General features: G+C 70.9%; 20 protein-coding genes and 1 pseudogene. 16 read left to right on the forward strand and 5 right to left on the reverse strand.

Annotated elements, in window-relative coordinates:
- Window positions 1-19 precede the first annotated feature (19 nt).
- The 4 genes and pseudogenes from rpsK (at window position 20) to truA (ending at window position 3122) form a co-directional block, all read left to right on the forward strand.
- Window positions 20-424 (forward strand): 30S ribosomal protein S11, encoded by a 405-nt coding sequence (gene rpsK / locus ACTWOL_RS22410; RefSeq protein WP_017949643.1) that lies wholly within the window; start codon window positions 20-22, stop codon window positions 422-424.
- 167 nt (window positions 425-591) lie between these two features.
- A complete protein-coding gene (locus ACTWOL_RS22415) occupies window positions 592-1614 on the forward strand; it encodes a DNA-directed RNA polymerase subunit alpha (protein ID WP_003956430.1) in 1023 nt (340 codons plus the stop codon).
- Between the two features lie 88 nt (window positions 1615-1702).
- Window positions 1703-2066 (forward strand): annotated as a pseudogene (gene rplQ, locus ACTWOL_RS22420) (50S ribosomal protein L17); the annotation flags it as partial.
- A gap of 183 nt (window positions 2067-2249) precedes the next feature.
- The gene (gene truA / locus ACTWOL_RS22425; protein WP_474298525.1) at window positions 2250-3122 is read left to right on the forward strand and encodes a tRNA pseudouridine(38-40) synthase TruA; all 873 of its coding nucleotides are present in this window, start codon (window positions 2250-2252) and stop codon (window positions 3120-3122) included.
- A gap of 294 nt (window positions 3123-3416) precedes the next feature.
- Here truA and galU read toward each other — a convergent pair whose 3' ends face one another.
- Together galU and ACTWOL_RS22435 are read right to left on the reverse strand one after the other, a co-directional pair.
- Window positions 3417-4325: a UTP--glucose-1-phosphate uridylyltransferase GalU gene (galU, locus tag ACTWOL_RS22430; protein WP_474298526.1), complete on the reverse strand. Its 909-nt coding sequence runs from the start codon at window positions 4323-4325 to the stop codon at window positions 3417-3419.
- 202 nt (window positions 4326-4527) lie between these two features.
- On the reverse strand, window positions 4528-5430 hold the full coding sequence (locus ACTWOL_RS22435) for a hypothetical protein (RefSeq protein ID WP_474298527.1): 903 nt from the start codon (window positions 5428-5430) through the stop codon (window positions 4528-4530).
- Between the two features lie 56 nt (window positions 5431-5486).
- Between ACTWOL_RS22435 and ACTWOL_RS22440 the strand changes: the two genes are divergently transcribed.
- From ACTWOL_RS22440 to ACTWOL_RS22460, 5 genes are all read left to right on the forward strand, one after another.
- On the forward strand, window positions 5487-7106 hold the full coding sequence (locus ACTWOL_RS22440; RefSeq protein WP_474298528.1) for an ABC-F family ATP-binding cassette domain-containing protein: 1620 nt from the start codon (window positions 5487-5489) through the stop codon (window positions 7104-7106).
- A 308-nt stretch (window positions 7107-7414) separates the two neighbouring features.
- Window positions 7415-7858 carry a 50S ribosomal protein L13 gene (gene rplM / locus ACTWOL_RS22445; RefSeq protein ID WP_474298530.1) on the forward strand — a complete coding sequence of 148 codons (444 nt, stop codon included), beginning with the start codon at window positions 7415-7417 and terminating at the stop codon, window positions 7856-7858.
- A 122-nt stretch (window positions 7859-7980) separates the two neighbouring features.
- Complete coding sequence (gene rpsI, locus ACTWOL_RS22450; RefSeq protein ID WP_474301234.1) at window positions 7981-8418, forward strand: 30S ribosomal protein S9; 438 nt, start codon at window positions 7981-7983, stop codon at window positions 8416-8418.
- A gap of 198 nt (window positions 8419-8616) precedes the next feature.
- The gene (gene glmM / locus ACTWOL_RS22455; RefSeq protein ID WP_474298531.1) at window positions 8617-9975 is read left to right on the forward strand and encodes a phosphoglucosamine mutase; all 1359 of its coding nucleotides are present in this window, start codon (window positions 8617-8619) and stop codon (window positions 9973-9975) included.
- Window positions 9976-10061: 86 nt separating this feature from the next.
- A complete protein-coding gene (locus ACTWOL_RS22460) occupies window positions 10062-11474 on the forward strand; it encodes an alpha/beta hydrolase family protein (RefSeq protein WP_474298532.1) in 1413 nt (470 codons plus the stop codon).
- A 39-nt stretch (window positions 11475-11513) separates the two neighbouring features.
- Here the strand turns inward: ACTWOL_RS22460 and ACTWOL_RS22465 are convergent, their stop codons facing one another.
- Both ACTWOL_RS22465 and coaA read right to left on the reverse strand, forming a co-directional pair.
- Window positions 11514-12461 (reverse strand): DUF389 domain-containing protein, encoded by a 948-nt coding sequence (locus tag ACTWOL_RS22465; protein WP_474298533.1) that lies wholly within the window; start codon window positions 12459-12461, stop codon window positions 11514-11516.
- A gap of 12 nt (window positions 12462-12473) precedes the next feature.
- Window positions 12474-13466: a type I pantothenate kinase gene (coaA, locus tag ACTWOL_RS22470; RefSeq protein ID WP_474298534.1), complete on the reverse strand. Its 993-nt coding sequence runs from the start codon at window positions 13464-13466 to the stop codon at window positions 12474-12476.
- A 122-nt stretch (window positions 13467-13588) separates the two neighbouring features.
- On the opposite strand from coaA, the gene glmS reads away from it, so the two are divergent.
- The 7 genes from glmS to ACTWOL_RS22505 all read left to right on the forward strand — a co-directional run bounded on the left by glmS (window position 13589) and on the right by ACTWOL_RS22505 (window position 21534).
- Window positions 13589-15436 (forward strand): glutamine--fructose-6-phosphate transaminase (isomerizing), encoded by a 1848-nt coding sequence (gene glmS, locus ACTWOL_RS22475; RefSeq protein ID WP_474298535.1) that lies wholly within the window; start codon window positions 13589-13591, stop codon window positions 15434-15436.
- The gene (locus ACTWOL_RS22480) at window positions 15433-15801 is read left to right on the forward strand and encodes a holo-ACP synthase (protein ID WP_474298536.1); all 369 of its coding nucleotides are present in this window, start codon (window positions 15433-15435) and stop codon (window positions 15799-15801) included. The genes glmS and ACTWOL_RS22480 overlap by 4 nt, the downstream gene beginning before the upstream one ends.
- A 769-nt stretch (window positions 15802-16570) precedes the next feature.
- On the forward strand, window positions 16571-18025 hold the full coding sequence (locus tag ACTWOL_RS22485; protein ID WP_474298537.1) for an NAD(P)H-hydrate dehydratase: 1455 nt from the start codon (window positions 16571-16573) through the stop codon (window positions 18023-18025).
- A 139-nt stretch (window positions 18026-18164) separates the two neighbouring features.
- Window positions 18165-19343, forward strand: a complete 1179-nt coding sequence (gene alr / locus ACTWOL_RS22490; RefSeq protein WP_474298538.1) for an alanine racemase — start codon at window positions 18165-18167, stop codon at window positions 19341-19343.
- A gap of 40 nt (window positions 19344-19383) precedes the next feature.
- The gene (locus ACTWOL_RS22495) at window positions 19384-20610 is read left to right on the forward strand and encodes an alpha/beta fold hydrolase (protein ID WP_474298539.1); all 1227 of its coding nucleotides are present in this window, start codon (window positions 19384-19386) and stop codon (window positions 20608-20610) included.
- Complete coding sequence (tsaE, locus tag ACTWOL_RS22500; RefSeq protein WP_474298540.1) at window positions 20585-21094, forward strand: tRNA (adenosine(37)-N6)-threonylcarbamoyltransferase complex ATPase subunit type 1 TsaE; 510 nt, start codon at window positions 20585-20587, stop codon at window positions 21092-21094. Before ACTWOL_RS22495 ends, tsaE begins: the two co-directional genes overlap by 26 nt.
- Window positions 21095-21324: 230 nt before the next feature.
- A complete protein-coding gene (locus ACTWOL_RS22505) occupies window positions 21325-21534 on the forward strand; it encodes a hypothetical protein (RefSeq protein ID WP_474298541.1) in 210 nt (69 codons plus the stop codon).
- A 128-nt stretch (window positions 21535-21662) separates the two neighbouring features.
- On the opposite strand, the gene ACTWOL_RS22510 is transcribed toward ACTWOL_RS22505, so the two are convergent.
- Window positions 21663-22223 carry a L,D-transpeptidase gene (locus tag ACTWOL_RS22510; RefSeq protein WP_474298542.1) on the reverse strand — a complete coding sequence of 187 codons (561 nt, stop codon included), beginning with the start codon at window positions 22221-22223 and terminating at the stop codon, window positions 21663-21665.
- Window positions 22224-22250 lie beyond the last annotated feature (27 nt).

Below are 22250 nucleotides of genomic sequence, written 5' to 3' on the forward strand. Positions count from 1 at the left end.
ACCTCCACGGGAGAAATACATGCCCCCCAAGGGACGCCAGGGCGCCGTCAAGAAGGTGCGCCGCAAGGAAAAGAAGAACGTCGCTCACGGCCACGCGCACATCAAGAGCACGTTCAACAACACGATCGTCTCGATCACGGACCCGTCCGGCAACGTGATCTCCTGGGCCTCCGCCGGCCACGTCGGCTTCAAGGGCTCGCGCAAGTCCACCCCGTTCGCCGCGCAGATGGCCGCCGAGTCGGCCGCCCGCCGCGCGCAGGAGCACGGCATGCGCAAGGTCGACGTCTTCGTCAAGGGTCCGGGCTCCGGCCGTGAGACCGCGATCCGCTCCCTCCAGGCCACCGGCCTCGAGGTCGGCTCGATCCAGGACGTCACCCCGACGCCGCACAACGGCTGCCGTCCCCCCAAGCGCCGCCGCGTCTGACGCTGCGCCGCTTCCAGACGTCGCCTCGCGCGATCGTCTGACCTGAGTGTCCGGGCGGTACGGCCTTTCGGGGCCGTGCCGCCCGTACCCTTGCAGTAACCGCACCTGCCCGGTGCGGACCCGTCGGGCGTCAAATAGCGGGCGTCCACGACTGAAGGATCACTGACATGCTGATCGCTCAGCGTCCCTCGCTGACCGAAGAGGTTGTCGACGAGTACCGCTCCCGGTTCGTCATCGAGCCGCTGGAGCCGGGCTTCGGCTACACCCTCGGCAACTCGCTTCGCCGTACGCTCCTCTCCTCGATCCCGGGTGCGGCGGTCACGTCCATCCGCATCGACGGTGTCCTGCACGAGTTCACCACCGTGCCGGGCGTCAAGGAGGACGTCACCGACCTCATCCTGAACATCAAGCAGCTGGTCGTCTCCTCGGAGCACGACGAGCCGGTCGTGATGTACCTGCGCAAGCAGGGCCCGGGTCTGGTCACCGCCGCCGACATCGCGCCGCCGGCCGGTGTCGAGGTGCACAACCCCGACCTCGTCCTCGCCACCCTCAACGGCAAGGGCAAGCTGGAGATGGAGCTCACCGTCGAGCGCGGTCGCGGCTATGTCTCCGCCGTGCAGAACAAGCAGGTGGGCCAGGAGATCGGCCGTATCCCGGTCGACTCCATCTACTCGCCGGTGCTCAAGGTCACCTACAAGGTCGAGGCGACCCGTGTCGAGCAGCGCACCGACTTCGACAAGCTGATCGTCGACGTCGAGACCAAGCAGGCCATGCGTCCGCGTGACGCCATGGCGTCGGCCGGTAAGACCCTGGTCGAGCTGTTCGGTCTGGCCCGCGAGCTCAACATCGACGCCGAGGGCATCGACATGGGCCCGTCCCCGACGGACGCCGCCCTTGCCGCCGACCTGGCGCTGCCGATCGAGGAGCTGGAGCTCACGGTCCGCTCGTACAACTGCCTCAAGCGCGAGGGCATCCACTCCGTGGGTGAGCTCGTCGCCCGCTCCGAGGCCGACCTGCTCGACATCCGCAACTTCGGTGCGAAGTCGATCGACGAGGTCAAGGCGAAGCTGGCCGGTATGGGCCTGGCTCTCAAGGACAGCCCGCCCGGATTCGACCCGACCGCCGCCGCGGACGCCTTCGGCGCCGACGACGACGCGGACGCGGGCTTCGTCGAGACCGAGCAGTACTGAACCACTGATAGCTGCCCGTAGGCGTCCGCCTGCGGGGTCCTGACACCGGTACCTGATACGGCCGGTGCAGATCACAAGGAGAAACACGATGCCGAAGCCCGCCAAGGGTGCCCGTCTGGGCGGCAGCGCCGCGCACGAGAAGCTCCTCCTCGCGAACCTCGCGAAGGCGCTGTTCGAGCACGGCCGCATCACCACGACCGAGGCGAAGGCCCGCCGCCTGCGTCCGGTCGCCGAGCGCCTGATCACCAAGGCGAAGAAGGGCGACATCCACAACCGTCGCCTGGTGCTGCAGACGATCACCGACAAGGGGATCGTCCACACGCTCTTCACCGAGATCGCTCCGCGCTACGCCGAGCGTCCGGGTGGCTACACCCGGATCACCAAGATCGGCAACCGTCGTGGTGACAACGCTCCGATGGCCGTGATCGAGCTCGTCGAGGGCGAGATCGCGAAGAAGGCGACCGTCGCCGAGGCCGAGGCCGCCACCAAGCGTGCGGTCAAGGAGGCCGAGGAGGCCAAGGTCGAGGAGACCAAGGCCGAGGACGCCTGAGCTTCCTGAGCTCAACGGCTGATGGACGGGCCCGTTCCCCGCGTGGGGACGGGCCCGTTCCTGTGAACGAGGGAGTGAGACGTACGTGAGCGATGACGTGCAGTCCGGGTTCGTACGGGTGCGCCTCGACCTGTCCTACGACGGCAAGGACTTCTCGGGCTGGGCCCGGCAGACCCGCGGGCAGCGGACCGTACAGGGCGAGATCGAGGACGCGATCCGTACGGTGACCCGCTCGTCGCGGACATACGAACTCACGGTCGCCGGGCGCACCGACGCCGGAGTGCACGCCAGGGGCCAGGTCGCCCATGTCGACCTCCCCGAGGAGCTCTGGCAGGAGCACCGCGACAAACTGCTGCGGCGACTCGCGGGCCGGCTGTCCCACGACGTACGGGTCTGGAAGGCCGAGGAGGCCCCGTCGGGCTTCAACGCACGCTTCTCCGCGATCTGGCGCCGCTACGCCTACCGCGTGACCGACCACCCCGGCGGCGTGGACCCGCTGCTGCGCGGCCATGTGCTGTGGCACGACTGGCCGTTGGACGTGGACGCCATGAACGCCGCGGCGGAGTCGCTGCTCGGCGAACACGACTTCGCCGCGTACTGCAAGAAGCGCGAAGGCGCCACGACCATCAGGACGTTGCAGGAACTGCGCTGGGAGCGGGGGGCGGACGGGATCCTCACCGCGACCGTGAAGGCCGACGCCTTCTGCCACAACATGGTCCGCTCGCTGGTCGGCGCGATGCTGTTCGTCGGCGACGGCCACCGCCCGGCTGACTGGCCCGGCAAGGTCCTGGCGGCGCGCGTACGCGACTCGGCCGTCCACGTGGTGCGTCCGCACGGCCTGACCCTGGAGGAAGTCGGCTACCCCGCGGACGAGTTGCTGGCTGCGAGGAACCGCGAGGCTCGTAATAGGAGGACGTTGCCGCTGGCGGGGCCCACGGCGGCGGGCGGCTGCTGCTAGGGGGTTTCTGATGGATCTCCGTGGAGGAAGGAGCGGCGTCCGGTGCGTGCTCTCGGAGTGCCGGTTGGAAGCCCTCGTACTGGATGTACTTGGGCTTTCGGCCGGTGCGGCGGGAGTGCGTGCCGGGCGTCGCGACGCCGCGGAGATCCGTCAGAAGCCCCCTAGTGCTGTGGCCGGCGGCGGACCGCCATCGCGGCGCGCGTACTGCGCGCACGTACCGCGGCCCCTCCCCCGCCATCGCGGGGGAGGGGCCGCACCCGTACCCGAGGAACTTCCGTACGCGTCTGCGTCAGGTCAGAGCCCGGCGGCGTACTTGCGTAGCCAGTCGGTGAAGGACGGTCCCAACTCCGGGTGCTCGCAGGCCAGCTGAACCTGGGCGCGCAGATAGTCGCCGCGGTCGCCCGTGTCGTAGCGGCGGCCCTCGAAGACCACGCCGTGCACCGGGCCGTGGCGGTCGTCGGACGCGAGGGTGTGCAGGGCGTCGGTCAGCTGGATCTCGCCGCCCCGGCCCGGCGGGGTCTCGTGCAGGACCGCGAAGATCTCCGGGTCGAGCACATAGCGGCCGATGACGGCGAGATTGCTCGGTGCGGTGCCGGGCGCGGGCTTCTCGACGAGGCCGGTGAGCTCGCGTATCTCGTCCCCGGCCGCAGAGGGCCGGACGATCGCCGAACCGTACAGATGGATCCGGTCCTCGGGGACGGGCATCAGAGCCACGACGCTGCCCCCGAACTGCCGGCGGATCTCCACCATCCTGGTCAGCAGGGGATCCCTGGGGTCGATGAGGTCGTCCCCGAGCAGGACGGCGAAGGGGTTGTCGCCCACATGCGCCTCGGCGCAGAGCACCGCATGGCCGAGGCCCTTGGGGTCGCCCTGGCGCGCGTAGTGGACGGTGGCGAGCGAGCTGGACCTGCGGACCAGGTCGAGCCGTTCGGTGTCGCCCTTGGTCTCGAGGAGCGCCTCGAGTTCATGGGCGCGGTCGAAGTGGTCCTCGAGGGCCCGCTTGTTGCGCCCGGTGATCATCAGTACGTCGGTGAGGCCGGCCGCGGCCGCTTCCTCCACCACGTACTGAATGGCGGGCTTGTCCACGACGGGCAGCATTTCCTTCGGCGTTGCCTTGGTCGCGGGAAGGAACCGGGTGCCGAGTCCGGCCGCCGGTATGACCGCCTTGATCACAGGTGCGGTGGCGGTTTCGTGCAAAATCATGTGCTGTTCGCGGCCGCTGGCGCGGGCCGCGGTCCCCCCATCTTTCTTCACAGTGCCTACACATGATAGGCGCCAGGTTCCGGGGGGTCCGGGGGTGATGTCGGAATGAGTCGCCTACTGGCCGCTCGTGATCGATCGGGGCACCTTCGTGAGCTTCACTGCTCCGTCACAAGGACCCGGGCGTTGCTGTGCGGCGCGGGCGTTACTGGGCGGCGGCCGCCGCCGCAGCCTGCCGTTCGCCCCGTGCCACGATCTGGCGGAAGGTGAACTCCGCCAGATCGTCGCCGGGCTGGAACGCCTTGGTGTCGCCCTTGGTGACGGACTTTCCGTTGAGGTAGCCGGTCGCGGTGAAGTACGCGTACCGGCCGTAGGAGTTGCCCACGAAACGGCAGACCGGACCGCCCTTGCAGAATCCGGCGACGCCGGATCCGGCCAGCGGGGCGATGTTCCTGGCCGACTTCCCGACCGCGGCCTGGGCCTTGGCCTCCGTGGGGAAGACGGCCACACCGATCGTGACAGCGACCCCGTCCTTGGTGTACGTGGCGCGGATCACCTGGCCGCAGCCGTTCGCGGTGAGAGCGGCGCCGAGCGAACCCTCGGTGGCCGAGGCGCAGTTGGTGGTGCGCGCGGTCGGGCCCTTGGTGTAGACCCGGTCGCCCATCGTCAGCTTGTTGCCAGGGAAGAGGGTGTCGGCGCTGAGCGGAGCCTTGTCCTTCTTCTCGCTGGAGATGAACTCCTTGGGATTCGGCGGAGGCGGCGGCGCGACCGACGAGAACGACGGCTCCGACCGGCTTTCGCCCGGCAGCTTGGGGGCGGTGGGCAGTTCGCTGGCGTTCTTGCCCGAGGCCTGGGTGCCGCCCTGGTCCTCCGAGACCACGGCCGTCGCCACGATCGTGGCCACCGCGGCGGTCGCGAGCACACCGCCGCCGATCAGCAGCCACTTCCTGCGGCTGGCACGGGCCGCCGACGCATCGGCCAGCGCCGCCCAGTCCGGCGTCTGCGACTGCCGGTCCTGCCGCTGGTTCGGCTCGAACGGTTCGAAGGCGTCGGACGATTCGGACTGCCGGCGTGGCTCCTGCGGCCACTGCGGTCCCCCAAAGTTCATGCCGGGCATCCTAAACCTGTTGGGCAAGAGCATGTCCGGTGGTGACAATGCCGGGCATGGGACATCTCGAGGCCGGGCATCTGGAGTACTACCTGCCGGACGGGCGGCCGCTGCTGGCCGACGTCTCCTTCCGGGTCGGGGAGGGGGTCGTCGCCGCGCTCGTGGGCGCCAACGGTGCGGGCAAGACCACTCTGCTCCGGCTTCTCTCCGGTGAGCTGAAGCCGCACGGCGGCACCGTGTCGTCCAGTGGCGGCCTCGGGGTGATGCCGCAGTTCGTCGGTTCGGTGCGGGACGAACGTACGGTCCGTGACCTGCTGGTCTCGGTGGCCCCGCCGAGGATCAGGGAGGCCGCGCAGGCGGTCGACGAGGCCGAGCACCTGGTGATGACGGTCGACGACGAATCCGCGCAGATGCGGTACGCGCAGGCGCTGAGCGACTGGGCGGAGGTGCAGGGGTACGAGTCCGAGACGGTCTGGGACATGTGCACCACGGCCGCGCTCGGGGTCCCGTACGAGCAGGCCCAGTGGCGGCTGGTGCGGACGCTGTCGGGCGGTGAGCAGAAGCGGCTGGTGCTCGAGGCGCTGCTGCGCGGCCCCGACGAGGTGCTGCTGCTGGACGAGCCGGACAACTATCTGGACGTGCCCGGCAAGCGGTGGCTGGAGGAGCGGCTGGCGGAGACCCGTAAGACGGTCCTGTTCGTCTCCCACGACCGGGAGCTGCTGGCGCGCTCCGCGCAGCGGATCGTGGCCGTGGAGCCGGGGCCCGCGGGCAGTGACGTATGGGTGCACGGTGAGGGCTTCGGCACCTTCCACGAGGCGCGCCGTGAGCGGTTCGCCCGCTTCGAGGAGCTGAAGCGCCGCTGGGACGAGGAGCACGCCCGGCTGAAGGCGCTGGTCCACAGGTTGCGGCAGCAGGCGGCGATCAGCCCCGACATGGCCTCGCGCTACCGGGCCATGCAGACACGGCTGCGGAAGTTCGAAGAGGCCGGTCCGCCGCCCGAGCCGCCGCGGGAGCAGGACATCCGGATGCGGCTGCGCGGCGGCCGTACCGGGGTGCGGGCCGTCACCTGCGAGAACCTCGAGCTCACCGGACTGATGAAGCCCTTCTCGCTGGAGGTCTTCTACGGGGAGCGGGTCGCGGTGCTGGGATCGAACGGCTCGGGCAAGTCCCACTTCCTGCGCCTGCTCGCGGGGGAGGCGGTGGCGCATACCGGGGGGTGGCGGCTGGGGGCCCGGGTGGTCCCCGGCCACTTCGCCCAGACCCACGCCCACCCGGAGCTGCTCGGCCGCACCCTGGTCGACATCCTTTGGAAGGAGCATGCCAAGGATCGCGGCGGGGCGATGAGCGCCCTGCGGCGGTACGAGCTCGAGCGTCAGGGAGACCAGACCTTCGACCGGCTCTCGGGCGGGCAGCAGGCGCGCTTCCAGATCCTGCTGCTGGAGCTGTGCGGAACGACGGCGCTGCTGCTGGACGAGCCGACGGACAACCTGGACCTGGAGTCGGCCGAAGCGCTGCAGCAGGGGCTCGAGGCGTACGAGGGCACCGTGCTCGCGGTCACCCACGACCGCTGGTTCGCGAAGTCCTTCGACCGCTTCCTCGTCTTCGGCGCCGACGGCCGGGTCCGGGAGACGGCGGAGCCGGTGTGGGACGAGCGGCGGGTGGAGCGGGTGCGGTAGCCGCGGGGGCATGGCAGGGGCCCTTGGCGCCCCCTCGGGCCCCGCGCGCCGGGGCCGGGGCGTTTTGACCCATGCGGGGGACCATGGGTATTCTGCTGGTTCGTTATGCGTATCGGCTTGCTCTATCTCACGTGAGGGGCCCTTACGCCGGTCCACCGGGCCGATGACCAGCGGTCTGCACTTGGGTTGCGTCGCCCGATGTGCGGCCAGGGCTGTCGTGATCGTCCGGGTGGCCTTGTCAGGACCCTGTCCTCCGTCCCCTCGCGGGGCGGTGGAACCCCATCACTGAAGAAGCGAAGGCTACGACCGTGCGTACGTACAGCCCCAAGCCCGGCGATGTGACGCGCCAGTGGCACGTCATCGACGCTCAGGACGTCGTCCTGGGACGTCTGGCCACTACTGCTGCCACCCTCCTGCGGGGCAAGCACAAGCCGATCTACGCGCCCCACGTCGACGCTGGCGACTTCGTCGTCATCATCAACGCCGACAAGGTGCACCTGTCCGGCAACAAGCGGACCCAGAAGATGGCGTACCGCCACTCCGGCTACCCGGGTGGTCTGCGCTCCATCCGCTACGACGAGCTGCTCGCGAAGAACCCCGAGAAGGCCGTCGAGAAGGCCGTCAAGGGCATGCTCCCGAAGAACTCCCTGGGCCGTCAGATGCTCTCGAAGCTGAAGGTCTACTCGGGCGAGAACCACCCGCACGCTGCGCAGCAGCCGGTTCCGTTCGAGATCACCCAGGTCGCGCAGTAAGTCCGGCCACCCCCAAAGACGAAGAGAATCTGAGGAACATCGTGGCCGAGACCACCGCTGAGACCCCCATCGAGGGCGAAGAGACCTACGCCGAGGTCACCACCTTCGAGTCGGAGGCGCCCGTGGAGGGCGAGTACACCTCCGAGTCCCTCGCCTCCCGCTTCGGCGACCCGCAGCCGGCCGCCGGCCTGGGCCGCCGCAAGAACGCGATCGCCCGCGTCCGGATCGTCCCGGGCACCGGCAAGTGGAAGATCAACGGTCGCACCCTTGAGGACTACTTCCCCAACAAGGTGCACCAGCAGGAAGTCAACGAGCCCTTCAAGGTGCTCGAGCTCGACAACCGCTACGACGTCATCGCCCGTATCGCGGGTGGCGGCGTCTCCGGCCAGGCCGGCGCCCTGCGCCTCGGCGTGGCCCGCGCGCTGAACGAGGCGGACGTGGAGAACAACCGCGGCGCCCTGAAGAAGGCCGGCTTCCTCAGCCGCGACGACCGCGCGGTCGAGCGCAAGAAGGCCGGTCTGAAGAAGGCCCGCAAGGCCCCGCAGTACAGCAAGCGCTAATCAGCTGCTCGTACGGCATATGTTCGCCCCGGCGGCACTCGGTGCCGCCGGGGCGTTCTGTATCAGGGCCACATCGGATCAGGGCCTTTTCGGCCGCCCCGGGGGGACACAGCCCGGAGCCTCGGGCGTATAAACGGCAAGAAGCGCTCGGAGGCTCCAAGCGGCTTGCATTTTTCGGAGCAATTTCGGAGGAAACCAGTGGGACGACTCTTCGGCACGGACGGTGTGCGCGGTGTCGCCAACGCGGATCTGACGGCGGAGCTCGCGCTCGGTCTCTCGGTCGCGGCGGCGCACGTTCTCGCCGAGGCGGGTTCGTTCGAAGGCCATCGGCCGACGGCGGTGGTCGGACGTGACCCCCGTGCGTCCGGGGAGTTCCTGGAGGCCGCCGTCGTGGCGGGTCTCGCGAGCGCGGGCGTGGACGTCCTGCGGGTCGGTGTGCTGCCCACCCCGGCGGTGGCGTACCTCACCGGTGCGCTGGGCGCCGACCTCGGTGTGATGCTCTCCGCGAGCCACAACGCCATGCCCGACAACGGCATCAAGTTCTTCGCGCGCGGCGGCCACAAGCTGGCCGACGACCTGGAGGACCGCATCGAGGGCGTCTACGAGGAGCACCGCACCGGTGCCCCCTGGGACCGGCCGACGGGCGCGGGCGTGGGCCGGGTGCGCGACTACGACGAGGGCTTCGACAAGTACGTCGCCCACCTCATCGCGGTCCTGCCGAACCGGCTCGACGGGCTGAAGGTCGTCCTCGACGAGGCGCACGGCGCGGCGGCCCGGGTGTCGCCCGAGGCGTTCGCCCGGGCGGGCGCCGAGGTCGTGACGATCGGCGCCGAGCCTGACGGCCTCAACATCAACGACAACTGCGGCTCCACCCATCTCGGACTGCTCAAGGCCGCTGTCGTCGAGCACCGGGCCGACTTCGGCATCGCGCACGACGGCGACGCCGACCGCTGCCTCGCCGTGGACGCCGAGGGCAACGAGATCGACGGCGACCAGATCCTGGCCGTCCTCGCCCTCGCCATGCGCGAGGCCGGCACCCTGCGCGGGAACACCGTGGTGGCGACCGTGATGTCGAACCTGGGCTTCAAGCTCGCCATGGAGGGCGAGGGCCTCCAGCTGGTGCAGACCGCCGTCGGCGACCGCTACGTCCTGGAGTCGATGAAGGAGCACGGCTACGCGCTCGGCGGCGAGCAGTCCGGCCATGTCATCGTCCTCGACCACGCCACGACGGGCGACGGCACCCTGACCGGTCTGATGCTGGCGGCGCGGGTCGTCGCGACCGGGCGTTCGCTGGCCGAGCTGGCCGCGGTGATGGACCGTCTTCCGCAGGTTCTGATCAACGTCCCGGACGTGGACAAGTCGCGTGTGTCCTCCTCCGCCGAGCTGGCGGCCGCGGTGGCCCACGCCGAGCGTGAGCTCGGCTCCACCGGCCGGGTGCTGCTGCGCCCGTCCGGCACCGAGCCGCTCGTGCGGGTGATGGTCGAGGCCGCCGACATCGAGCAGGCCCGCTCGGTCGCGGGGCGGCTCGCCGACGCGGTGAAGTCCGCGCTGGGCTGAGCCGCGGCGGCAGACACCCGCCGTTCGGGCGAACGGCGGGTGTCGCGTAGCGGGGCGCGGCCGCGTGAGTCGTACGTTCGGCCGGTATGACGTACGTATCCCCCGACCGCGCATCCGGCCCCACCCGTCGCACGGCCCTCGCCGGACTCGCGGCCGGGGCGGGAGCCCTGATGGCCTCCGGCTGCACCTCGTCGGGCGCCTCGCCCGCGCCGGCGCCCACTCCCAGCCGCTCGGCGTCGGCATCCGCGCCGGCGGGGGGACCCACGCCGGGCGCGATGACGCTCTTCAAGGACCCGGCCTACAACTTCAACGGGCTGCTGGCGCTCGGCGGAGCCGGATTCGGCGCCGCCGAGGTGGGCGAGGTGCTCACCGCCGTGAACGCGATCAACAAGGCCGGCCTCTCCTCGCAGACGTATGTCGAGACCTTCAAGAAGCTCGGCGACGAGCTGGTGGAAGCGCCCCGGGGCAGCAAGCCCGACGCCCAGACCACCCGCTTCCGGTCGCTGCGGGCCGCCCAGTACTACGGCCAGGCCCTCTTCTTCGTCCTCGGTTCGGACGACCCCGGCAGCGAGGAACAGCTCTACAAGGCGGGCCGGGGCGCCTGGGACGCGTTCTGCAAGGCGTGCCAACCACCCCCGGTCATGACGAACGTCCCGTACGGGAACACACCGCTGCCGGTGTGGTTCTTCCGGCCGGACACGACCGGCGAGCGGCGCCCGACCGTGATCCTCACCAACGGCAGCGACGGGCAGAACGTCGACATGTGGACGTACGGCGTCTCGGCGGCCCTGGACCGCGGCTGGAACGCCCTGGTGTACGACGGCCCCGGCCAGGGCCAGCTGCTGTTCGTGGACCAGGTGGTCTTCAGCCCGACTTGGGAGAAGGTCGTCACGCCGCTCGTCGACTGGCTGGTCGCCCGCTCGGACGTGGATGCCGACAAGATCGCCCTGACCGGGCTGAGCATGGGCGGAGACCTCGCGCCCAGAGCCGCGGCCTTCGAGCAGAGGATCGCCGCACTGGTGGCCATGCCCGGCTGTCTCGCGCCCTGGCTGGGCTTTCCCCCACAGGTCCGCGAGATCCTCCAGCCGAGCAAGCAGGAGACCAACGACATCTGGAACAAGGAGGTCGTCCCCGAACTGCCCCCGGACGCTGCCGCCGTGCTGAAGAAGCGCTTCGAACCCTTCTCCGTCCAGGCGATGCTGGACGCCCGTCAGGGCAAGATGTTCACCGACTTCTACACGCCGGCCACCCGTGTCAAGGCGATGACGATCACGGACGTCGTGGACCGCATCAAGACGCCCACCCTGGTCCTGGACTACGACGCCGAGCAGTTCTACCCCGGGCAGCCGCGCGAGATGTACGACAAGCTCACGGCCCCCAAGGACTATGTGAAGCTCACCGCGGCCGAAGGCGCCCAGCTGCACTGTTCGCCGATGGCCCCGCAGACGCACTGCGAGGTCGTCTTCGACTGGCTGGGGGAGACGCTCTCGGTGCGCTGACCCGGCCACCGGTGTGCTGACACCCGGCGTGCTCACACCTCAGTGGGCCGACTTCCGCACCATGCGCCGCTGCTGGATGCCCCAGAGCCATTTCTGCGTCAGCAGTGTGAGCGTCCCGGCCAGGATGATCCCGAGCAGGTTCAGCAGCAGCTGCTCGCTGGAGCCCCAGGCCTGGCGGTATTCGCTGTAACTGAACGCCACCGCGGCGTTGGCCGCGGCCGGGACCGTGGTCACCGAGATCGCCACACCCACCAGAGCCCCCGACTTCGCCGAGGTCAGCGAGAGCGTGCCGGCCACCCCGGCGAGAACGGCGACCACGAACGAGAACGCGTCGGGATGGTAGATGAAGGCCGTGTTCGGCCGCTCAGCCTTCAGCATCGAGCTGTCGAAGAGCCCGACACCGGTCATGAAGTAGCTGAAGGCGACCGTGACCAGCATCGCCACCGCGAAGCCCGCGATCAGTGCCAGCAGAGAGCGCCAGGCAAGCTTCGGCAGCCGCTGCACCATCGCCGTGCTCAGACCCGCCAGCGGGCCGAACTCGGGACCGACGGCCATCGCGCCCACGATCAGGATCGCGTTGTCGAGTACCACACCGCATGCGGCGATCATCGTGGCCAGCGTCAGGAACGCCAGGTACGTGACGGTGAGCGTCGACTCCTCGTGGGTGGCGTCGGTCAACTGCTCCCACAGCACCGCGTCGGCCCCTTCGCCCGGGGCCTCCTGCTCGGCCTTGTCGGCACGCTTGGACAGCGACAGATCGACGCTCTCGACGGAGATCGACCCATCCCGGTCCAGACCGAGTTCCCGGAGCCGCCCGATCAGGGCGTCGCCCGCCTCCCGTGCCACGTCGCACAGCACCAGATCGCCCGACGGGTTGCGTGCCGCGCCCGGGATCACGGCGAGATGGGTCGCGCCGACCGTCTTCTCCACGGTGCGGACGACGTCGTCGGTTCGCCCGGGCGGGACGATCATGCGCAGATGCAGCACGGCGGTGGCTCCTCAGAGTTTGCGCAGGGACAGGCGCTGGACCTTGTGGTCCGGGCCCTTGCGCACGACGAGCGTGGCACGCCCCCGGGTGGGCGCCACGTTCTCCAGCAGGTTCACCCCGTTGATCGTGCGCCACATGGTGCGGGCGTAGTCCAGCGCCTCCTCCTCGGAGACCTGGGTGTACTTCCGGAAGTACGAGGACGGGTCCTGGAAGGCGGTTTCGCGCAGCTTGCGGAAGCGGTTGAGGTACCAGCGCTCGATGTCCTCGGGGCGGGCGTCCACGTACACCGAGAAGTCGAAGTAGTCGGCGAGTCCCACCCGGGTGCGGCCGTCCTTGCCGGGCAGGGCCGGCTGGAGGACGTTGAGGCCCTCGACGATCAGGATGTCGGGGCGGCGCACGGTGAGGACCTCGCCCGGCACGATGTCGTAGATCAGATGCGAGTAGACGGGGGCGGTGACCTCGTCCTTGCCGGCCTTGATGTCGGCGACGAAACGGGTCAGGGCCCGCCGGTCGTAAGACTCGGGGAACCCCTTGCGGGACGTCAGCCCGCGGTCCTGGAGTTCCTTCATCGGGTAGAGGAAGCCGTCGGTGGTGACCAGCTCCACCCGCGGGTGCTCCGGCCAGCGGGCGAGCAGCGCCTGCAGCAGGCGGGCGGCCGTGGACTTGCCGACGGCGACGGAGCCCGCCACGCCTATGACGAACGGTGTGCCGCGCTGGGTGCCGTGACCGTTGCCCGCCTCACCGAGGAAGGTGTTGAGCGCCCCGCGGAGGTTGGCCGTGGCGCCCACGTACAGGTTGAGCAGCCGGGACAGCGGCAGATAGATGTCCCTGACCTCGTCCAGGTCGATGACGTCGCCGAGCCCGCGCAGTTGCTCGACCTCGGCCGCGGTCAGGGGCAGCGGCGTTCTGTCGCGCAGGGCGCTCCATTCGTTCCGCGTGAGGTCGACGTAGGGGGACGACTCGGCCCGGTCGGGCCTGCGGCTTCGTGGCGGCGAAGTGATCACATGCTCATTGTCGGTGCAGCGGCGCCCGAGCGCGGCGTGGCGTCGCTCACGCCCCGGGTGTGTGCGCCGGCCCCGGTACCGGGGTACGGGCTCCTCCGTGCGGTACATCGTAGGCTGCGGCCATGTGCGGAATCGTGGGTTACGTGGGAGCGCAGTCCGCGCTCGATGTCGTCATCGCCGGCCTCAAGCGGCTGGAGTACCGGGGCTATGACTCGGCGGGTGTCGCCGTACTCTCCGACGGCGGACTGGCCGCGGCCAAGAAGGCCGGGAAGCTGGTCAACCTGGAGAAGGAGCTCACCGACCGGCCACTGCCGACCGGGTCGACGGGTATCGGCCACACCCGGTGGGCCACTCACGGCGGCCCGACGGACGCCAACGCCCACCCGCACATCGACAACGCGGGCCGGGTCGCCGTCGTCCACAACGGCATCATCGAGAACTTCGCGGCGCTGCGGGCCGAGCTCGCCGACCGCGGACACGACCTGGCCTCCGAGACCGACACCGAGGTCGTCGCCCATCTGCTCGCCGAGGAGTTCTCGTCGTGCGGTGAGCTGGCCGAGGCGATGCGGCTGGTGTGCAAGCAGCTCGAGGGCGCGTTCACGCTCGTCGCCGTGCACGCGGACGACCCGGACGTGGTGGTCGGCGCCCGCCGCAACTCGCCGCTGGTGGTGGGCGTCGGTGACGGCGAGGCGTTTCTGGCGTCCGACGTGGCCGCGTTCATCGCGCACACCCGCTCGGCGATCGAGCTGGGCCAGGACCAGGTCGTCGAACTGCGCCGGGACAGCGTCACGGTGACCGACTTCGAGGGCTCGCCCGCCGATGTGCGATCGTACCACGTGGACTGGGACGCCTCCGCCGCCGAGAAGGGCGGCTACGACTACTTCATGCTCAAGGAGATCGCCGAGCAGCCGAAGGCCGTCGCCGACACCCTTCTGGGACGGATCGACGCGGGCGGGTCGCTGACCCTCGACGAGGTGCGGATCCCCGCGTCGGTGCTCAGGGAGGCCCACAAGGTCGTGATCGTGGCGTGCGGTACGGCGTTCCACGCCGGGCTCATCGCCAAGTACGCGATCGAGCACTGGACGCGCATCCCGTGCGAGGTGGAGCTGGCGAGCGAGTTCCGCTACCGGGACCCGATCCTGGACCACCGCACGCTCGTGATCGCGATCTCGCAGTCGGGCGAGACAATGGACACCCTGATGGCCCTCCGGCACGCACGCGAGCAGGGCGCGAAGGTGCTGGCCATCTGCAACACCAACGGGTCGACGATTCCGCGCGAATCGGATGCGGTGCTGTACACCCACGCGGGCCCCGAAGTGGCCGTCGCCTCGACCAAGGCGTTCCTGACGCAGCTGGTCGCCTGCTACCTGGTGGCGCTGTACCTCGGACAGGTGCGGGGCACCAAGTGGGGCGACGAGATCCGGGCCGTCATCCGCGATCTCTCGGAGATCGCCCGCGAGGTGGAACAGGTCCTGGAGACCATGGAGCCGGTCCGTGAGCTGGCCCGCTCGCTCGCCGACAAGAACACGGTGCTGTTCCTCGGCCGGCACGTGGGCTACCCGGTCGCCCTGGAAGGCGCGCTCAAACTCAAGGAACTGGCCTACATGCACGCCGAGGGCTTCGCCGCCGGCGAGCTCAAGCACGGCCCGATCGCCCTCATCGAACAGGACCTCCCGGTCGTCGTCGTGGTGCCGTCGGCGCGCAGCCGCTCCGTACTCCACGACAAGATCGTGTCGAACATCCAGGAGATCCGGGCACGCGGTGCGCGCACGATCGTGATCGCGGAGGAGGGGGACGAGGCGGTGGTGCCGTACGCGGACCATCTGATCCGCATCCCCGCGACGCCCGCCCTGCTGCAGCCGCTGGTGGCGACGGTTCCGCTGCAGGTGTTCGCCTGCGAGCTGGCGACGGCCCGGGGCAACGAGGTGGACCAGCCGCGCAATCTGGCGAAGTCGGTCACCGTCGAATGATCATCGGGGTGGGGATCGACGTCGCCGAGATCGACCGCTTCGGCGAGGCGCTCCAGCGCACACCGGCGCTCGCGGACCGGCTCTTCCTCGACAGCGAGCTGCTCCTGCCCAGCGGCGAGCGGCGCGGAACGGCCTCCCTCGCGGTGCGCTTCGCCGCGAAGGAGGCCGTCGCGAAGGCGCTCGGCGCGCCGGCGGGGCTGCTGTGGACGGACTGCGAGGTGTACGTCGAGGAGTCCGGCCAGCCGAGGCTGCGGGTCACCGGAACGGTGGCGGAGGCGGCGGCGGCGCGGGGGGTGCGGTCGTGGCACGTCTCGCTGAGCCATGACGCGGGGGTGGCGTCGGCGGTGGTGATCGCGGAGGGGTAGTCGGGCCGTGCCGCGGTGACGCTGCGCTGGGCGGTTCCGGGTGGTTGCCGCTTTCCGGGTTGGCGCCCGGGGTGTCCGTCCTCAAACGCCGGACGGGCTTGGGTGGTCGGGCGTGCCCAGTGCCGCGGCGGCAGCCGGTGTGTCCGTCCTCAAACGCCGGACGGGCTTCAGGGTGCGGGGCGTGCCCGGAGACGATGCGGTGCCGTTGGGGGCCTCTGCGGGGCTCGTATGCGACGACGGCATGATTTACGTCGCGCCCACCCGGACCAAGAGGGCACCGCTGCCGTTGCGCGACACAAATCACGCTTTAGTGTCTCTGCACACGACCCCTCCGAGTCCCCCCTTCCCGAGCAACGGCAGGCACCCCGGGGCGAGGCGATACGGGTCGGCTCGGCCGCACATGATGCCCCCTGGGGGCGACCGGCCCCCGCCTGCGGGACAGGGGCCGTGGAGGGGTCGTGTCCAGGACACTAAAGCGTGATTTGTGGCGCGCAACGCAAGCGACGCCGCAACGGCAGGGGTAAGGCGCGCCGTAAATCATGCCGTCCAGGACGCGAGCCCCGGAACGGCACCAACCCCCCAGACACAACACCGGGCAAGCCCCGCACCCCCAAGCCCGTCCGGCGCTTGAGGACGGACACCCCGGGCGCCAACCCGGTACCGCCCACCCCACAGGGGTACCCGCACCACCGCACCGCCAGCCGCACCGCGCACCGCACCGCACCGCACCGCGCACCGCACAGCGCAGCGACAAGGCAGACTGCTGACCATGCGTCATGCCTACCGCGTCGAAACCGTCCGCGCCGCCGAGGCCCGGCTTATGGCCCGCCTGCCCGAGGGGGCGCTCATGCAGCGGGCCGCCGCCGGGCTCGCCGCCGCCGTGGCGGGGTTGCTCGGGCGGGTCTACGGGGCCAGGGTCGTGCTGCTCGTCGGCAGCGGCGACAACGGCGGCGACGCCCTCTACGCGGGGGCCAGGCTGGCCCGCAGGGGCGCCGGTGTGGCCGCCGTACTGCTCACGCCGGACCGGGCGCACGAGGCCGGTCTGGCGGCGCTGCTGAAGGCCGGGGGCCGGGTCGCGGACGACCCGTACCAGGTGCTCGCCGCCGCCGATCTGGTGCTCGACGGCATCACGGGCATCGGCGGCCACGGCGGGCTGCGGTCCGCCGCCGTGCCCCTCGCCCGCGCGGCACACGGCTCCGGCGCCCTCGTCGTCGCCGTCGATCTGCCCAGCGGGATCGAGGCGGACACGGGGGAGATCACCGGCGAGGCGCTGCGGGCCGATGCGACGGTCACCTTCGGCACGTACAAGCCGGGTCTGCTGATCGACCCGGCGCACGGGTACACGGGGGCCGTACGGCTCGTCGACATCGGGCTGGCGCCGTATCTGCCGTCCGTGCCCGATCTCGAGGCGCTGCAGCACGCGGATGTGGCGCGGCTGCTGCCCGTGCCGACGGCGGAGAGCGACAAGTACCGACGCGGGGTGATCGGCGTCGTCGCCGGTTCCGCGCGCTATCCCGGAGCCGCCGTACTGGCGGTGGCGGGCGCGCTGCGCGCCGGCGCCGGGGCGGTGCGCTACGTGGGCCCGGCCGCGGACGCCGTCATCGCCCGTTTCCCGGAGACGCTGGTGCACGGATGGCCGCCCTCGAAGGCGGGACGGGTCCAGGCCTGGATCGTCGGGCCGGGCCTGGGCGACGGCCCCGGTGTGGAGGAGGTGCTCGGCTCCGACGTCCCCGTGCTGGTCGACGCCGACGGGCTGCGGGCGGTCGACCCGGAGGCGGTGCGCTCCCGTACCGCCCCGACGGTGTTCACCCCCCATGCAGGCGAGGCCGCCGCGCTGCTCGGCGTGTCCCGTGAGGAGGTCGAGGGGGCACGCCTCGCGTCCGTACGGAGGCTGGCGGAGATGTACGGGGCGACGGTGCTGCTCAAGGGCTCGACCACGCTCGTCGCCGACCCCGATCCGCGCCGCGCGGTCCGGGTGAACCCGACCGGCACGTCCTGGCTGGCCACCGCGGGCAGCGGGGACGTCCTCTCCGGGCTGACGGGCTCCCTTCTCGCCGCGGGCCTCGAGCCGCTCGACGCCGCGTCCGTGGGTGCCTATCTGCACGGTCTGGCGGGCTGGCTGGCGTCCCACGGTGCCCCGGCCTCGCCGGACGCCGCACCGGTGTCGGCGCACGACGTGGCCGCGGCGATCCCGCGGGCGTGGCGCGACACGACCTCACCCTGACCCACGCCGCCCTGGCTTGATCCACACGGCGGCCCTACGCCTCCCGGCGGCTGCTCCGACCCGTCACGCGGGTGACCAGGGCCACTCGTGCTCGTTGCCGTACGGACTATGCCGGGGGCCTCTGAGACACTGGGCCGCGATGACTCAGAACGCACCCTTCCGAGCCCGCGCGGAAATCGACCTCGCCGCGCTGCGCGCCAACGTCCGCGCACTGCGCGCGATGGCGCCCCGCGCCGCCGTCATGGCCGTGGTGAAGGCCGACGCGTACGGACACGGAATGGTGCCCTGTGCGAAGTCCGCCCTCGCCGCGGGCGCGACCTGGATCGGCACCGCCACACCCGACGAGGCGCTCGCGCTGCGGGCCGCCGGTATCGAGGGCCGGGTGATGTGCTGGCTGTGGACGCCCGGCGGGCCCTGGCGGGAGGCCGTCGAGGCGGACGTGGACCTGGGCGTCAGCGACCCCTGGGCACTGCGCGAGGTGGTCCGGGCGGCGCGGGAGGCGGGCCGTACGGCCAGGATCCAGCTCAAGGCCGACACGGGCCTCGGGCGGAGCGGCTGCCAGCCCGCCGACTGGACCGACTTCGTCGCCGAGGCACGCGCCGCCGAGGAGGCGGGCGCCGTCAAGGTCACCGGTCTGTGGTCGCACTTCGCCTGTGCCGACGAGCCCGGCCACCCCTCCATCGCCGCTCAACTGGCCGTCTTCAAGGATCTGGTGGCCTATGCGGAGAAGGAGGGTATCGAGCCGGAGGTCCGGCACATCGCCAACTCCCCGGCCACGCTGACGCTGCCCGAGACGCATCTGGACCTGGTGCGTACGGGCATCGCGCTGTACGGGATCTCGCCCAGCCCGGACCTCGGGTCGCCCGCCGACTTCGGTCTGCGGCCGGTGATGACGCTCAAGGCGTCCGTCTCGCTGGTCAAGGACGTCCCGGCGGGTCACGGGGTCAGCTACGGGCACCACTACATCACCGACACGGAGACCGCGCTGGGCCTCGTCCCCGTCGGTTACGCGGACGGCATCCCGCGGCACGCGTCGGGCCGTGGCCCGGTGCTGGTCGGCGGGGCCTGGCGGCGGGTGGCCGGGCGGGTCGCCATGGACCAGTTCGTGGTCGACCTGGGACCTGACGGTGCCGACCGGGTCCGGGAGGGGGCCGAAGCGGTGCTGTTCGGTCCGGGGGACCGGGGCGAACCGACGGCCGAAGACTGGGCCGAGGCGGCGGACACGATCGCGTACGAGATCGTGACCCGGATCGGGGCGCGTGTGCCGCGCGTCCATCTCAACGCCCTCCCGGTGAGCACGGACGGGACCGAGCAGTAACCGACCCCAACCGACCAACCGACTCATAGGAGCAGGCACGGTGAGCGAGAGCAGCGCGGGGGACGTGGCGGCGGCGGTGACCGACGCGGCCACGGGCAACTGGCGCCGGGCGGGCTTCGCCGGCGCCGCCATAGGGGTGATCGCCGCCGGTGCGGCCGCGGGCGTCGCGATAGAGCGGATGACCGTGGGCCGCGGGATGCGGCGCAAGGCGCGGCTCGCACTGGACGCCTCCGGTCCCTACGGGTCATTGCGCGGCACGCCGGGCCGCGCCACGTCGGACGACGGCACGACGCTCTACTTCGAGACCGACGAGATCGACCCGGACGCGGGCGGCGCGGGTCCCCGCAGGCGCCGGCTGTTCGGCCGCAAGGCACCGGCCCCCGTCACCGTCGTCTTCAGCCACGGCTACTGCCTCAGCCAGGACTCCTGGCACTTCCAGCGGGCCGCGCTGCGCGGCCTGGTGCGTACGGTCCACTGGGACCAGCGCAGCCACGGCCGTTCGGGCCGCGGGGCGTCGCAGTCCGGACCGGACGGGGTGGCGGTCTCGATCGACCAGCTGGGCAGGGATCTCAAGGCGGTCATCGACACGGCCGCGCCCGAGGGCCCGTTGGTGCTGGTGGGGCATTCGATGGGCGGCATGACGCTGATGGCGCTGGCCGACGCGTACCCCGAGCTCATCCGGGAGCGTGTGGTGGGCGTCGCCTTCGTGGGGACGTCGGCGGGCAGGCTCGGCGAGGTGAACTACGGGCTGCCGGTCGCGGGCGTGAACGTGGTGCGGCGGCTGCTGCCGGGCGTGCTGAAGGCGCTGGGCTCGCAGGCGGAACTGGTCGAGCGGGGACGGCGGGCCACGGCCGATCTCTTCGCGGGCCTGATCAAGCGCTACTCGTTCAGCTCCAGGGACGTGGACCCGGCGGTGGCGCGCTTCGCGGAGCGGATGATCGAGGGCACTCCGATCGATGTGGTCGCCGAGTTCTACCCGGCTTTCGCCGAGCACGACAAGTCGGCCGCGCTGGAGATCTTCCAGGAGGTCCCTGTGCTGGTCCTGGCCGGGGACCGGGATCTGGTGACGCCCAGTACGCACAGTGAGGCGATCGCGGATCTGCTGCCCGACTCGGAGCTGGTGATCGTGCCGGACGCCGGGCATCTGGTGATGCTGGAGCATCCCGTCGTGGTCACGGATCGGCTCGCGGACCTGCTGGCCCGGGTCGGGGCCGTCCCGGCAGCCGCTAACGTTGGCACGTATGGAAGCACCGCAGAGCCCGGCTGACACAGCCGCCCGCCTCACCCTCACCTCCCCGGACCAGATGCAGGAGCTGGGCCGTCGGCTGGCGAAGCTGCTGAGGCCCGGCGATCTCGTCATGCTCAGCGGTGAGCTCGGCGCGGGCAAGACCACGCTGACCCGCGGGCTGGGCGAGGGCCTTGGGGTACGCGGCGCCGTCACGTCGCCGACCTTCGTCATCGCCCGTGTGCATCCGTCGCTGACCGGTGGGCCCGCCCTGGTCCATGTGGACGCCTATCGGCTGGGCGGGGGGCTCGACGAGATGGAGGACCTGGACCTCGACGTCTCGCTGCCGGACTCCGTGGTGGTGGTGGAGTGGGGCGACGGCAAGGTCGAGGAGCTGTCCGACGACCGGCTGCATGTGGTGATCCACCGGGTCGTCGGCAACACGGACGACGAGCGCCGCACGGTCACGCTGACCGGTGTGGGCGCCCGCTGGGCCGACGCGGGACTGGCCGGCCTCATCGCCTGACGAGCTTTCTGGGAGCCCCCACGGCGGCGCCCCTCACCGAGGTTCGCAGCGCCGGCTGGGTTCCGTTTCTCCGGGCGCCGTTCGTGCGGGGCGGGGACGTCCTTTTGTGTACGTTCCGACAAGACGTCGGCAAAATGTTGCGTCCCTCGCTCGGTGCGTGGTCACATGGATGACGAGACCAGGTTAGGTGTCCCTAACCATGCCTGCCCCCGGAGCACCAGGAGGCATCCATGTCCGCGTCCGAGCACGAGGCGACGCAGCCGCGGCCGCGGTCGCGCCCGCAGTCGTCGTCACCGTCGGCCTTCTCGATGCGTGATCTCCTGGCGTCGTGTGCGGCCGCCACCGCGGTCTCCACCCCGCCGCGCGAGCCCGGCGCGGCCGCGGAGCCCGCGGACGACGAAGAGCGGCGGGAACGAGAGCAACAGCGCGACGCCGCGTAGTCCGTCCGGGTGAACTGTGAGTGGGCGCCGGGTGCCAGGTACCGGGGCGTCACAGGCATCGCCCGCAAGGGTCCGGGCCCGGCGGGATCCAGACGAAAGGCCCCGGGTTCCGTCCGCCCGGACAGGACCTAAGGGACGACGACGACCTTCGATCCGATCGTCGCGAACTTCCACATCGCGTCGCCGTCCGCGCGCTTCATCCGTACGCCGCCCGTCTTGCGGCCCGGGTCCGGTTCCGGCACGGAGCCGTCCACCGCGGCGCTGAAGCCGATGTTCACGTCGTCGACGGTCGCGAAGCGCACGACGTGTTCGATCGGCACACCGTCCGAACCGCGGATCTTCCCGCTGCGCGAGGTCACCTTGTGCGTGCCGACCGGCGGGTTCACCGTGCTCGGCGTGACCGTGAACGTACGCGTCGGCTTCCCGTTCCCGTCGACCAGCCAGACCCGGCGCTCGCCCAGTGCGTAGACCACCCGCATGCCCTTGCCGGACCGCGCGGGCACGGCCAGCGGATCGGTGTTCCGCTGGGCGTCGGTGCCGCTGGTGGCCTTGGTGGTGGGTGCCTGGACGGCCGAGGGCCCTGCGAGGTCGCCGGGCACGTTGGCGGAGGCCTGGTAGGCGAGGAAGCCGACCACGGCGAGTGCCGCGACGGTGAGCCCGGCCACCATTCCCGAGCTGCTCCTTGCCACCCTTGCTCCCCGTCTCGCCGCCCGGAC

The organism is Micromonospora sp. IBHARD003, from assembly GCF_056106285.1.

What these genes read in the sequence shown, in the direction of transcription:
- rpsK (WP_017949643.1), top strand. Translation starts at nt 20, where the DNA reads ATGCCCCCCAAGGGACGCCAGGGCGCCGTCAAGAAGGTGCGCCGCAAG.
- ACTWOL_RS22415 (WP_003956430.1), top strand. Translation starts at nt 592, where the DNA reads ATGCTGATCGCTCAGCGTCCCTCGCTGACCGAAGAGGTTGTCGACGAG.
- galU (WP_474298526.1), bottom strand. Translation starts at nt 4,325, where the DNA reads ATGATTTTGCACGAAACCGCCACCGCACCTGTGATCAAGGCGGTCATA.
- ACTWOL_RS22435 (WP_474298527.1), bottom strand. Translation starts at nt 5,430, where the DNA reads ATGAACTTTGGGGGACCGCAGTGGCCGCAGGAGCCACGCCGGCAGTCC.
- ACTWOL_RS22440 (WP_474298528.1), top strand. Translation starts at nt 5,487, where the DNA reads ATGGGACATCTCGAGGCCGGGCATCTGGAGTACTACCTGCCGGACGGG.
- ACTWOL_RS22460 (WP_474298532.1), top strand. Translation starts at nt 10,062, where the DNA reads ATGACGTACGTATCCCCCGACCGCGCATCCGGCCCCACCCGTCGCACG.
- glmS (WP_474298535.1), top strand. Translation starts at nt 13,589, where the DNA reads ATGTGCGGAATCGTGGGTTACGTGGGAGCGCAGTCCGCGCTCGATGTC.
- ACTWOL_RS22480 (WP_474298536.1), top strand. Translation starts at nt 15,433, where the DNA reads ATGATCATCGGGGTGGGGATCGACGTCGCCGAGATCGACCGCTTCGGC.
- ACTWOL_RS22485 (WP_474298537.1), top strand. Translation starts at nt 16,571, where the DNA reads ATGCGTCATGCCTACCGCGTCGAAACCGTCCGCGCCGCCGAGGCCCGG.
- alr (WP_474298538.1), top strand. Translation starts at nt 18,165, where the DNA reads ATGACTCAGAACGCACCCTTCCGAGCCCGCGCGGAAATCGACCTCGCC.
- tsaE (WP_474298540.1), top strand. Translation starts at nt 20,585, where the DNA reads ATGGAAGCACCGCAGAGCCCGGCTGACACAGCCGCCCGCCTCACCCTC.
- ACTWOL_RS22505 (WP_474298541.1), top strand. Translation starts at nt 21,325, where the DNA reads ATGTCCGCGTCCGAGCACGAGGCGACGCAGCCGCGGCCGCGGTCGCGC.